The sequence below is a fragment of the Flavobacterium shii genome (genome assembly GCF_025847235.1).
Classification (GTDB): domain Bacteria; phylum Bacteroidota; class Bacteroidia; order Flavobacteriales; family Flavobacteriaceae; genus Flavobacterium; species Flavobacterium shii.
Genome location: NZ_JAOZEW010000005.1, coordinates 110,087 through 123,467, shown reverse-complemented (window position 1 = coordinate 123,467; position 13,381 = coordinate 110,087). Strand labels below are relative to the sequence as shown.

Sequence of the window (13,381 nt, the reverse complement as noted above, 5' to 3'; positions counted from 1 at the left end):
GAATTAAAATCTAAAGTGAGAGAAAGCTTTATTAGCTTCTGCCATCTTGTGAGTATCCATTCTTTTCTTAACAGCAGCACCTTCTTCTTTAGCCGCAGCTAAACATTCTGACGCTAAACGCTGAGCCATAGATTTCTCGTTTCTTCTTCTAGAATAAAGTATTAACCACTTCATTGCCATAGAAATCTTACGATCTGGTCTAATTTGCATTGGAATTTGGAATGTAGCTCCACCAACTCTACGACTACGCACTTCTACGTGAGGCATAACATTAGTTAAAGCATCTTTCCAGATTTCTAATGATGATTTTTCTGAATCTTGCTTTTTAGATTCAATGATGTCAATTGCATCATAAAATACTTTAAAAGCTGTAGATTTCTTACCGTCCCACATTAAGTTATTCACAAAACGCGTTACCAATTGGTCATTAAACCTCGGATCTGGTAAAAGTGGTCTTTTCTTTGCCGCTCTTTTTCTCATGTCTTTTTTTTAAAAGTTTAAATTACTTTTTTGCTTCTTTTGGGCGTTTAGCACCGTACTTAGATCTTCTTTGCGTTCTTCCTGCAACTCCTGACGTGTCAAGCGCTCCACGAACGATATGATATCTAACACCTGGTAAATCTTTTACCCTTCCGCCTCTAACTAATACTATCGAGTGCTCTTGTAAATTGTGTCCTTCTCCAGGGATGTAAGCATTTACTTCATTACCATTTGTCAAACGTACACGCGCTACTTTACGCATTGCAGAGTTTGGTTTTTTTGGTGTAGTAGTGTAAACACGCGTACAAACCCCTCTTCTTTGAGGACAAGAATCTAAAGCAACCGATTTACTCTTCTTAGTTATCTGAGTTCTTCCTGTTCTTACTAATTGTTGAATTGTTGGCATAATTAATACTAAAAATTTATTATGTATATTAAATTCCCGCTTTTTACGGGGTTGCAAATGTATAAAATATTTTTCACTATACAAACGTTAATGCATTAATTTTCAATAACATTATTTAACCTTATGTTTTTTATCTCAAAGATTAGATATTTGCATTACTTTTAATAAAACACTTTTAAAATTGAAAACACTACTGTCTTTTTTCCTAATAACCACTTTAAGTTTGCAATGTTACGCACAGCATTTTGAATTAAAAATAACTGGAGAAAACAATTTCGAAAACAAAACAATAGACTCTATACCCTATTTAAAAAAACACAAAACAACAAAATCCATCAGCGACGAAATACAATTATTCTCTGATAAATTATCAAAAAAGGGATATATTGAAAACAAAATAACTACAAATAACCAAATAAATGACAGTGTATTTAGCATAAAACTCAGCTTAAAAGAAAAAATAAATTCAATACATATATATATAAACAAAAAAGACCCCATTCTTAAGACTCTATTTTCAAACACAAAAAATGATACTGTAGTAATTCCATATGAAGAAATCGAATCAATCTTAAACCAAAAACTAAATCAACTTGAACATTTAGGATACGCATTTACAAAACTAAAACTCACAAACATTCAACGAAAGAAAAACACACTTTACGCAAACCTAGACTTTAAAAACGAAAAGAAAAGAGAAATAAATTCCATTGTACTAAACTACACACAAAACAATCAATCAAACATTTTCCCAAAAGGACACCTAAAACAAATTCAAAAAAAATACATAGGACAAACTTTCAACCAAGAAACTTCAGCTGATATTTACAATGATTTCGAAAAATTCACATTTATAAAACAGAGCAAATACCCCGAAATCTTATTCACAAATGATTCAACCAAAATATACATCTATCTTGAAAAAAGAAAATCCAACACATTCGACGGCTACATCGGATTCTCTAACGACGACAACAAAAAATTAATCTTCAACGGCTATCTAGATATTAATCTCGAAAACACACTACATAGCGGTGAACAATTCTCACTATACTGGAAGAGCGACGGAAACAAACAAACAACCTTTAAAACTAAAATAGAAATACCCTACCTATTTAGAACTCCATTAAGTTTAAAAGCAGATTTAGAAATCTTCAAACAAGACAGCATTTTCCAAAACACAAAAACCAGCCTAGCACTAGGTTATTATACAAAATATAATACACACCTATATATAGGATATCAATCCACAGAATCTAGCGATATCCAAAACACCAATAACCAATCAATACAAGATTATAAAAATCAATTCACAACTCTCACCTTTGAATACAAAAAAGTTGACCCTCAGAATTTCATGTTCCCAGACAAAACAAGTATCCTAATAACAACAGGTCTCGGAAAAAGAACAAACACAAACAGCACAACCGAAGACTCAAACGAAGACAAACAACATTATGCCAATATTGACTTAATTAACATTTTTTATATAAATACCAAAAATAGTTTTTATATAAGAAGCAAAAATTACTACCTCTGGAGTAACACTTACCTAACAAATGAATTGTACAGATTCGGCGGCATAAACTCAATTCGCGGATTTGCCGAAAACAGCCTACAAGGCAATAATGCAAACTTACTCATAACTGAATATCGCTATCAAGCAACCCAAAATTTATACCTCCACACCATTGTAGACTATGGAATTTACCAAGATCAAACATCTTTAGACAATAACAAAAAACTGAATAACCTAATAGGTATCGGAGCCGGTTTAGGCGTAATTACTAAAAATGGATTACTAAAAATAACCCTTGCAAACGGAAGCACAAAAGATGATAAAATAAATTTTTATAACAGCATCTTAAACATCTGTTATAATGTTAAATTTTAATCTAGACAAAAAAAAAGGTTTTATTTATTAGGAAAGTTAACAAATTATTAAGATTTTTGACGAACTAATTCAAAATATTTAAAAATGAGACTAAAGTTCAATGGATTCTTAGTACTACTACTAGTACTTGTGGCGCAACTAACTTTTGCGCAAGAAAGAGCTGTTTCGGGTATTGTTTCTGACAACACAGGAATGCCATTACCAGGCGTGAGTGTATTGGTTAAAGGAACAAAAAGCGGGACACAAACAGATTTTGATGGTAAATACACTATCAAAGCATCATCAAGTCAAACCTTGGTATTTAGCTACATCGGGATGAAAACCCAAGAGATAGCAGCTAGCTCATCTGTAGTTAATGTAAAATTAACTGGAGACGCACTAGAACTTGAAGGTGTTGTAGTAACAACAGCTTTAGGTATCAAAAGAGAGAAAAAATCTCTTGGTTACGCTACACAAGAAGTTAAAGGTGCTGATTTAAGAAACGGTACTTCAAGTGGAAACTTCTTAAATGAACTTTCTGGTAAAGTAGCAGGGGTTAACATTACAAGAAACGCCAACTTTGGAGGTTCTACAAGCGCTATATCTCGTGGAGTAAAAGCCCTTGGTCAAACTAACGAAATGCTTATTGTAATTGACGGTATGCCAATTAACAACTCAAACACTGCTACAGATGGTTTAACATCTCAAACAACAGGTAGACAAGGTTATGACTATGGTAATAATGGTATGGACATTAATCCAGAAGACATTGAAAGCATTAACGTATTAAAAGGTGCAGCTGCATCTGCGTTATACGGATACTTAGCTGGAAATGGAGTTTTGATGATTACTACTAAAAAAGGAAAAACTAAAAAAGGACTTGGAATCACAGTTTCATCTGAAGTTGTAACTGGTACTATTGACAAAAGCACTTTTACAAAATACCAAAAAAATTACGGAGCTGGTTACGGTACGAGTTCATTTACAAACTCAACTGACATTAATGGAGACGGTATCGTAGACAGAGTTGTAGGTTTTGGAGATGATGCTTCTGTAGGAAGTAGATTTGATCCATCAATTACTGCATACCAATGGGATGCTTTCTCAAACTATCCTGGGAACGCTAATTACGGAAAAGCAACTCCATGGAAAGCTGGAGCAAATGACCCTACTTCTTTCTTTAAAAACTCACTTTCTTTAGTAAACAGTATCTCTTTTGAAGATGCTAATGACAAAACTAATTTAGTTTTTAATTACACTAACACTAAACAAACTGGTATTTTACCAAATAGTGAAATAAACAAAAACAACTTCAGCTTAAAGTTGAATCACCAATTTACTGATAGATTATCCCTTAGTACTTATGCTAATTTCTCTAATCAAGCTGCAGTAGGTAGAAACATGACTGGATACAGTGATAACATGATTTCTGGTTTCCGTCAATGGTGGCAAACAAATGTTGATATAAAAGAATTAGAACAAGCATACAACAACTCTGGAGGTCAAAACATTACTTGGAACAGAAAATCAATAGAAGACGGAAGTCCAGCTTATTGGAATAATCCTTATTTTGATCGTTACCAAAACTACCAAAATGACTCTAGAAATCGTTTTGTAGGATATGCAAATTTCACATACAAAATCACAGAATGGTTATCTGCAACTGCAAAAATATCTACAGATACTTATGATGAGATACGTGAAGAAAGAGTAGCTGTTGGTTCAGTTGCAAAAACTTTCGGCATCAATGCTTTAGATGAAAAATCAGGATACCAACGTTATAATGGTAATTTCTCAGAGCAAAATTACGATTTCTTACTTACATTTAAGAAAAACTTCGGGCAAGACTTTAGTGTAAGCGGAGTAGCTGGAGGAACTATAAAAAGGAATGTTTTCAATACAATTACAGCTTCTACACAAGGAGGTCTTATCATTCCAGGCCTTTACAGTTTATCAAACTCTATTGACACAAGCCCATTTCCTTATGAAAGAGATGCTAAAAGCGGTGTAAATAGTTATTATATTTCTGGTTCAGTAGGTTATATAGATGCTTTTTTTATAGATGCTACAGCACGTAGAGATGCTTTCTCTAACTTACCAGTAGGTAATAATGCATTAGAAAGTTATTCCGTATCAGGAAGTTGGGTTTTCTCTAAACATATAGATGCAAGTTGGTTATCTTTTGGTAAATTAAGAGGAGGTTATTCTGAAAGCCCACTTGGAACTCCAGGACAAGCTTTAGTTGATACTTATGCTAAAATCGATTCTTTTAACGGACAACAACAATATTCTGTTAACAGTATTAAAAACAATCCAGACTTACAACCTATCAAAACTAAAACTCAAGAAATTGGTCTTGAGATGCAATTCTTAAACAGAAGATTAGGTTTTGATGTGAGTGCATACAAAAACGTAAATAACGGTGAGGCAATCAACGTTCCTTACTCTACTGCTACAGGATATTCTAGCCGTTATATAAACGCTGCAAATATTCAAAATAAAGGTATCGAGGTTCAATTTAACGCAACACCTATCAAAACAAATGATTTTGCTTGGGATGTTATGATTAACTGGTCTAAAAACCAAAATGAGGTAACTGCGTTAGCTCCTGGTATCGAAAACTTACAAATTAGCTCTTTCCCTGGTACAGTTACATTGAACGCTGTAGTTGGACAACCTTTTGGAGTATTAAAAGGTACTGATTACACTTATACTGCAGATGGTCAAAGAGTTGTGAACCCTACAACTGGTAGATATGTAATTAACACTTCTACAGACAACATTATTGGTAATGTAAATCCAGATTGGATTGGTGGTATTCGTAATAAATTCACATACAAAAACCTATCTTTTAGCTTCTTAATTGATGCAAAACATGGTGGTGATGTATTCTCTACTGACCAATGGTATGGTGTAGGAACTGGTTTAACAGATGAAACAGGTGGCAATAACGACTTGGGTCTTCCATTAAGAAACACTATTCCAAACGGAGGAGGTATAATTCTTCCTGGTGTTTATGCGGACGGAACTCCGAATACTACAAGAACAGAATATTCAACTGGAGGAGCTATAACTAATTCTTATACTAATGGTCCAAGAAAAGTAGCTATTTATGACGCAGGTTTCATCAAATTAAGAGAAGTAAACATTACTTATTCACTACCAAGCTCATTAGTATCTAGATTGAAATTAACTGACTTGAGAGTATCTCTTATCGGATCTAACTTATGGATAATCCAAAAAAACCTTCCTGATGCTGATCCAGAAAGTGGACTAGGATCTAATGCAGGTTCTATGGGACTATCTATCGGATCTTTACCATCAACTAGAAACATCGGTTGTAACCTAACATTAAAATTTTAAGCTATGAAAAGTAGACTGCTCATATTAATCCCGATCATATCCCTGTTCGTATCATCATGTACTGACGACATTACAGGATTAAATACGGACGTTAAACGTCCGACAAAAACCGAAGCTGAATTTTTGTTCACTAATGCAGAACATGCAATGGTAGACCAAGTAACAAGTACATCTGTTAATTTTAATGTTTTTAGATTATATGCTCAATACTGGGCTGAAGTACAATATCCACAAGAATCACAATATGATCTTACAGGACGTAAAATTCCTGATAATCACTGGCTAGTTTATTATCGTAATGTATTAAGAGATTACAAAGAAGCTAGAGATATTTTAGTTGGTCAAAAAGCTGGTTTTTCAGGAACTGCACTAGAAGCAAAAATATTAGACAATAAAATTGCTATTATTGATATCGCATCTGCTTATTCTTATGGTATTCTAGTTGATACTTTTGGTGACATTCCTTACACACAAGCATTGAACATTATTGACTATCCACTACCTCAGTATGATGATGCTCAAACAATTTACAGAGATCTTATTGCTAAGTTAACTACTGCATCTGAATCATTAGATCAAAACGCAGAAAGTTACGGAGCTGCTGACCTTATTTACGGTGGAAACACTGCAAAATGGGCTAAATTTGCAAATACACTTCGTTTGAGAATGGCAATCAACATGGATGATACAGATCATGGATACGCAAGCACACAAGTTTTAGCTGCAATCACTGATGGAATTTTCACACAAAGTTCACAGGGTGCTTATATGACTTATGCTACTACACAACCAAATGCAAATCCATTATATGTTGATTTAGTTGCAAGTGGACGTAATGACTTTATACCTGCAAATACTTTTGTAAATAAATTAAACGCACTTCAAGATCCAAGAAGATCTAAATACTTCACTGAATATCCAGCAGCAGGATCAGGACAGTATGTTGGTGGTGTATATGGAACAGTAAACGTATATGGTAATTTTTCACATATTACTCCTACTATCCAAACGCCTACATATCCTGGAGTTTTATTAACTTACTCTGAAACTGAATTCCTATTGGCTGAAGCTATAGAAAGAGGTATTGCTGTAGGTGGTACTGCCGCAGGACATTACAACAATGCTGTTACTGCTTCTTTGGAAGACTGGGGTGTAGCTAACGTTACTATCGCAGCCTATTTAGCAAAAACAGAAGTTGCTTATGCTACAGCTACCGGAAATTGGAAACAAAAAATTGGAGAACAATCTTGGATTGCTTTTTACAATAGAGGATTTGAAGCTTGGACTTCATACAGAAGACTAGATTTCCCTGTTCTTGCAGCACCTTCATTTACATTTAATGACATCACAGAAGTTCCAAAACGTTATTCTTATCCAGGAATTGAGCAAACGTTAAACAGAACTAATTACCAAGCTGCAGTTGCTAAGCTAGGTAATGACAAAGCAACTACTCATGTATTCTGGGATAAATTCTAATAATTAATAATATTAAGTATGAAAAAATATATAAAACAAATTGCTACTCTCGCATTAATTGTGGCTTTCGCATCTTGTTCTGCAGACGATGATGTAGAGATGGTAACATCAGTGGGTGGTAATGTAGCACCACAAACAACGAGTATTAGTCGTTTAGATAACAACTATAATTTACCGTTAAAAGTTTACTCTAAAGAAGGCGTAACCGCTACCAAAGTTGAAATTTACCTGAACACTGCAGGATCTGGTGAACTTTTTAAACTTGGAGCTAAGGTATCTGACGGTACAATAACTGGAAGTGATGTGACATTTAACACATCTACATTAGGCAGTTTTGACACCTTCCCAACTACAGCTACTCCATCAACCTTAACCGGTAAGACAGGAAGTTTTTCATTATTGATTCTTTCTACTTATTCAGATGGTACAACTACCACACAACCTTATACGCTTACTGTAGCGAAAGGAATTGTTTGGAAACAGTACAATGAAGATGGTAGTACTTCGACAACTTCAGGAAGTGGAGTTTCAAGTGTGCTTTATAACGATCATACTAGTAAAGCTATCATCAAGTATGCAGTAGTTAATAAATCAACTACAGTTATTACTTCAGTAGTTGGAGAATGGGCAAAAAACAATAGCACTGTTTTCGCTCCTTTACCAGGTACATTTGCAAAAACTACTCAGGATATTGATGTTGCTGCGATACCATATAGTACATATGGTGGACTTGTTGCTGGCGATGCTATTACATACAGATTCACTGTAACAGCTGGAACACAAACTGATGTAATTTCAACTAAAATTACATTTGCTAATCAAGAATTCGACGCTGACAAAAGCGGAAGCATATCTAATGACCCTAACTCGTCTAAATTTAGCTTCTTAACGGGATTGTCTTATGACAATACTAAAGATGCTGAAATAGCTTTTGTTGTCCCATTCGGTATAAAAGTTGATGGTACTACTCCACTTACTTTAGTGGCATCTACTTTAAACTATGATACTGCTGATTTATTTATGGCTAATACAGCGTATAATGCTGGTGCTAAAGTTACCCAATTAACCAGTTTAAGCACTGGTGATGTTGTTCTTTACAAAGTAACTAGAAAAGTTGACTTTGGAACTGCTGACGAACCAGACATTCAAGACGTAGATTACTACGGAATATTGAAAGTTACTGATAAAGTTTCAGGAGATACTAGTCAAAAATTAATATTCTCTTACAAAGAAGGTGTATTACGTACAAACTAATATTCTTTTCTTTAATACAACTAAACCACTCTGTTCATTCAGAGTGGTTTTTTTTTATATAAACATTATACCTATATTTGCCCTATGGAAAAAGAACATCAAATATTCGGAATAAGAGCCATTATTGAGGCAATACAATCAGGAAAAGAAGTAGACAAAGTCTTCATACAAAAAGAAATATCAGGTGAGTTAATGAAAGATTTGATGAAAGTGATGAAACGCGCTAACATCAATTTCTCTTATGTTCCAGTTGAAAAGCTAAACAGACTAACTCCAAATAATCACCAAGGTGCAGTTGCAACAATATCTCCAATAGGATTTATAGAATTAGAGCATTTGGTAGATTCTACTATAGCATCTGGAAGTACTCCCCTATTTTTAATACTAGATCAAATCTCTGATGCACGTAATTTTGGTGCAATAATAAGAACTGCAGAATGTACAGGTGTAAACGGTATTATTGTACAAAAATCGGGATCGGCTCCTGTTAATGGTGACACTGTTAAAACATCTGCAGGTGCGGTATTTAATGTGCCTATCTGTAAAGTAGAACACATAAAAGACGCTATCTTTTATTTACAAGCATCTGGCGTAAAAACTGTCGCTGCAACTGAAAAAACAGACAAAAACATATATGATATTGCATTAAATGAATCAGTAGCAATAATAATGGGATCGGAAGATAGGGGTATCAATCCTTCTGTATTAAAAATCGTCGATGAAAAAGCAAAACTCCCAATGTTTGGCACTATAGGTTCACTAAACGTTTCGGTTGCTTGTGGCGCTTTTTTATACGAAGCTGTTCGCCAAAGAAGCTAAACTCACATTATAAGATTAGATGGTTAATGAATAATTTTAAACAAATTTTATGCATTCCAATTCTATTCCCATTCCCACAAAAAAAGCCTTATCTATACTTGTAATATTTATGATTACAAGTATAAGTTATGGACAAACTACTACATACAATCAATTCTGGAGTGAAGTTCAATTTAACAGAACAATAAATGACAAATGGTCTGCCGAGCTAAACCTTGGAAACACTTATAGCAGCACCACTACATCATCTTCAATTTTTGAAAAAAATACCCAAAAAGAATTTAGAGCTTGGGGACATTACTTTTTATCTCCCCGGTGGAAATTATCCACTTCTTTGGCCTATTATGATAATAAAGACGTTCCTGAAATTGGGCAATTTAAATCTCCTGAGTGGAGATTTTCATTACAAGGGATATACTACTTTCATAAAATAGGATATACTCTCAGTACAAGAATGAGGATTGAATTACGACATATAAGGGATGAAAACGGTAACTATGAAGATGTATATCGATACCGCCAACAAATAAAATATCTAAAACCTATAAATAGTAAAGCATTGCGTGAAGGTGTTGTTTATGCTATCATCTCGGATGAATTATTCTTTAAATCTGACACTAAGGTAACTGGATTAAGCTTCTTTGATCGTAATAGACTGAACTTAGGCGCAGGATATCTATTTACGGATGATATCCAAGTAGAATTAACTTATGCGAATGAGTACTTACCGAGAGATAGTGAAAATCAAATTGTAAATGCCGCTTCTCTTACCCTTACCTTTAATAATCTTTTTAAGAATGTAAATAAAAAACTATTTCATAAAAATGAAATAGTATCTAAAGAAGATTAATACTAATCATTCGTTTTTATAAAACAATTCAATTGCTCCAATATAGCATTCTTATGCAATTTAAAAACGTAATTTCTAATAAATTCTGTTCCCTGCATATTAATATCGGCTGATATTGCCTCAAATGTCGAAAATGCTTTTAAATCCTTTTTATCTATTAGATAAAGAACCTGCAAGATAGAATCTTGCTTTAAGTAGCGAGTATCATAATGCTTCAAAGTATATTTATTTTTATCTGCCAGTTCCAAAAACAAATCGTCTTTGATCTTCTTTCCCTCTTCTTTTGATGGAAAAGGTATTGGCTGTAAAGCAATAAAATAATTCTCTTTATCGGTTACAATATTAATCTTTAAGGACTTTGACTTAGTCGTATAAAAAGTAGCTGGCTTAAAATAATAAAACATGGAACCATCTGGTTGAATCTTATTATGAATTTCACATTGAGCCAAAAGCAAGGGCCCTGAGAAAAACAACAACATTAAAAAAATTATCTTTCCCATAACTAATCGATTAAAACAATTAATAACCTTCTCACAAAAGTAGTCATTAAAAAACGGTATTAAACTAACCACAAATAAGTTAGTCTTCCGCAGACGCATTATTACTTTTAATGATAGTATATTCTACAAGAACATCTGAATTGAAATATGAAATCTCTTCAGGAATTTCTGTATTCACAAAATTACCATTTTCATCAAAATGTTTCATGAATGCATCATCTTCAGGATTAAAATCTGATCGTTGCCACTCATATAAAATAGGTTTTTGATATTCGGGAGTTTTATATTTTATTGACATCACAAACCCTGTTATAAAACCAGCCAAATGGCCCTCCCAAGATATAGAAGAGTCAACCTCGGGGAAAACATACCAAATCATACCTCCATATAATAAAATAACAGATAGAGACAAAGCAACTAATCGGTAATATCTTGTTTGTATACCTTTAAAAAAGATAAAACTTACCAAAACATAAATTAGCCCACTTGCCCCAATGTGATAATTAGGTCTTGCTATAATCCAAGTAATTAAACCTGAAAACAATATTCCATAAACAATTACAGAAACAGTTTGTTTTGGATAAAAAAACTGAAGCGCAGCCAGCAAAACTAATAATGGGATTGAATTGTTATACAAATGACTTATATCTGCGTGTATAAACGGACTAAAAACTATGCCTTGCAAACCCGAGAAGGTACGTGGATATATTCCGTTATTATAAAAATCGAAATCATACCGAATTTGAATCCAATATATAATCCATAAAAATAAAACAGAAAACAAAGGCAATGCGATGACCGAATTGGTATATTTAAAATGATTATCCACTATTGTTTTTATTAATATTAGTCATTTTAAATTTAGTCAAAAATTCATCCAAAATAAATTTAATGCTATTTTGTCAGATACTAGCCTGGTAAAAATCATCATTCATAGCCCAGATAGGAACGGCATCCTTTATTGTTGCTCTTTTTGCAACAATAAAGATATAGTGAATAGCTGGAATTAGCTCCTAAAAAAACTAAATGAGGTAATAAATTAAAATTGAAAATAGTAATTTTACAAAATGGAAGCACCATTAGCAGAACGCATAAGACCACAGAAATTAGAAGACTACATTAGTCAAAGTCATTTGGTTGGACCAAACGGTTCATTAACGCAACAAATTGCAAAAGGAATTATACCTTCATTGCTATTCTGGGGACCTCCAGGTACAGGAAAAACAACCTTGGCACAAATTATTGCGCAAGAATCAAAACGTCCTTTTTACATCTTGAGTGCAATTAACTCTGGCGTAAAAGACATTCGTGATGTTATAGAAAAAGCCAAACAAAGCGGTGGTCTATTTACTGCCAAAAATCCTATTTTATTTATTGATGAGATTCATCGATTTAGCAAATCGCAACAAGATTCTCTTTTGGCTGCAGTAGAAAAAGGCTGGATTACGCTCATTGGAGCAACAACCGAAAACCCAAGTTTTGAAGTAATCCCTGCACTATTGTCACGTTGCCAGGTTTATATCCTGAATGCTTTTACAAAAACAGACTTAGAGTTATTATTACATCGAGCCATGAAAACTGATGTTGTTATGGCGACAAAGAAGATCAACCTAAAAGAAACAGAAGCCTTATTGAGACTTTCTGGCGGAGATGGAAGAAAACTATTGAACATTTTCGAATTGGTCGTAAATGCATCACCAGACGATGAGATTACAATCTCCAACGATCGCGTATTTGAGTTAGTGCAACAAAACACTGTTTTATATGACAAAAGTGGCGAACAGCATTATGATATCGTTTCGGCATTTATAAAATCTATTCGCGGAAGCGATCCTAATGGAGCGGTATATTGGCTTGCCAGGATGATTGAAGGTGGTGAAGATGTTAAATTCATCGCTCGAAGAATGCTTATTCTTTCTAGTGAAGACATAGGAAATGCAAATCCTACGGCATTTATAATGGCCAATAATACTTTTCAAGCCGTTACAACAATAGGTTATCCAGAAAGCAGGATAATATTAAGCCAATGCGCTATCTATTTGGCGACATCACCAAAAAGCAATGCCTCGTACATGGCAATTGGCAGCGCACAACAATTGGTAAAACAAACTGGAGATCTACCCGTACCGATTCATTTGCGCAACGCTCCGACAAAATTAATGAAAGAACTGGGTTATGGTGACGATTACAAATATTCACACGACTACGCCAATAATTTTGCAGAACAGGAGTTTTTACCAGATGCAATATCTGAGACTGTATTATATAATCCCGGTAACAACTCTAGAGAGAATAGCAACCGGGAATTTTTGAGAAATCGTTGGAAAAATAAATACGGTTATTAATTCCGAAGAAAAGTA

The 13,381-nt window shown here is 33.9% G+C and carries 11 protein-coding genes; 7 read left to right on the top strand and 4 right to left on the bottom strand.

Going from position 1 to position 13,381, the window contains the following annotated elements:
• Nucleotides 1-3 precede the first annotated feature (3 nt).
• Together rpsG and rpsL are read right to left on the bottom strand one after the other, a co-directional pair.
• Nucleotides 4-480 (bottom strand): 30S ribosomal protein S7, encoded by a 477-nt coding sequence (gene rpsG / locus OIU83_RS06870; protein WP_007803600.1) that lies wholly within the window; start codon nucleotides 478-480, stop codon nucleotides 4-6.
• A gap of 22 nt (nucleotides 481-502) precedes the next feature.
• Entirely contained in the window at nucleotides 503-886 is a 384-nt protein-coding gene (rpsL, locus tag OIU83_RS06865; RefSeq protein WP_007136570.1) for a 30S ribosomal protein S12, read from the bottom strand.
• A 181-nt stretch (nucleotides 887-1,067) separates the two neighbouring features.
• Between rpsL and OIU83_RS06860 the strand changes: the two genes are divergently transcribed.
• From OIU83_RS06860 to OIU83_RS06835, 6 genes are all read left to right on the top strand, one after another.
• On the top strand, nucleotides 1,068-2,780 hold the full coding sequence (locus OIU83_RS06860) for a ShlB/FhaC/HecB family hemolysin secretion/activation protein (protein ID WP_264205528.1): 1,713 nt from the start codon (nucleotides 1,068-1,070) through the stop codon (nucleotides 2,778-2,780).
• A gap of 84 nt (nucleotides 2,781-2,864) precedes the next feature.
• Complete coding sequence (locus OIU83_RS06855) at nucleotides 2,865-6,122, top strand: SusC/RagA family TonB-linked outer membrane protein (RefSeq protein WP_264205527.1); 3,258 nt, start codon at nucleotides 2,865-2,867, stop codon at nucleotides 6,120-6,122.
• Between the two features lie 3 nt (nucleotides 6,123-6,125).
• Nucleotides 6,126-7,598: a SusD/RagB family nutrient-binding outer membrane lipoprotein gene (locus OIU83_RS06850; RefSeq protein ID WP_264205526.1), complete on the top strand. Its 1,473-nt coding sequence runs from the start codon at nucleotides 6,126-6,128 to the stop codon at nucleotides 7,596-7,598.
• Nucleotides 7,599-7,616: 18 nt separating this feature from the next.
• Entirely contained in the window at nucleotides 7,617-8,852 is a 1,236-nt protein-coding gene (locus OIU83_RS06845) for a hypothetical protein (RefSeq protein WP_264205525.1), read from the top strand.
• Between the two features lie 84 nt (nucleotides 8,853-8,936).
• Nucleotides 8,937-9,671 (top strand): 23S rRNA (guanosine(2251)-2'-O)-methyltransferase RlmB, encoded by a 735-nt coding sequence (gene rlmB, locus OIU83_RS06840; protein ID WP_264205524.1) that lies wholly within the window; start codon nucleotides 8,937-8,939, stop codon nucleotides 9,669-9,671.
• Between the two features lie 109 nt (nucleotides 9,672-9,780).
• Nucleotides 9,781-10,521 carry a DUF2490 domain-containing protein gene (locus OIU83_RS06835; protein ID WP_264205523.1) on the top strand — a complete coding sequence of 247 codons (741 nt, stop codon included), beginning with the start codon at nucleotides 9,781-9,783 and terminating at the stop codon, nucleotides 10,519-10,521.
• Nucleotides 10,522-10,523: 2 nt separating this feature from the next.
• On the opposite strand, the gene OIU83_RS06830 is transcribed toward OIU83_RS06835, so the two are convergent.
• Together OIU83_RS06830 and OIU83_RS06825 are read right to left on the bottom strand one after the other, a co-directional pair.
• Nucleotides 10,524-11,021 (bottom strand): hypothetical protein, encoded by a 498-nt coding sequence (locus tag OIU83_RS06830; RefSeq protein ID WP_264205522.1) that lies wholly within the window; start codon nucleotides 11,019-11,021, stop codon nucleotides 10,524-10,526.
• Nucleotides 11,022-11,100: 79 nt separating this feature from the next.
• Nucleotides 11,101-11,853 carry a rhomboid family intramembrane serine protease gene (locus OIU83_RS06825; protein ID WP_264205633.1) on the bottom strand — a complete coding sequence of 251 codons (753 nt, stop codon included), beginning with the start codon at nucleotides 11,851-11,853 and terminating at the stop codon, nucleotides 11,101-11,103.
• A gap of 235 nt (nucleotides 11,854-12,088) precedes the next feature.
• Here OIU83_RS06825 and OIU83_RS06820 point away from each other — a divergent pair, with 235 nt between their 5' ends.
• Nucleotides 12,089-13,366, top strand: a complete 1,278-nt coding sequence (locus OIU83_RS06820; RefSeq protein ID WP_264205521.1) for a replication-associated recombination protein A — start codon at nucleotides 12,089-12,091, stop codon at nucleotides 13,364-13,366.
• The last annotated feature ends 15 nt before the right edge of the window (nucleotides 13,367-13,381 follow it).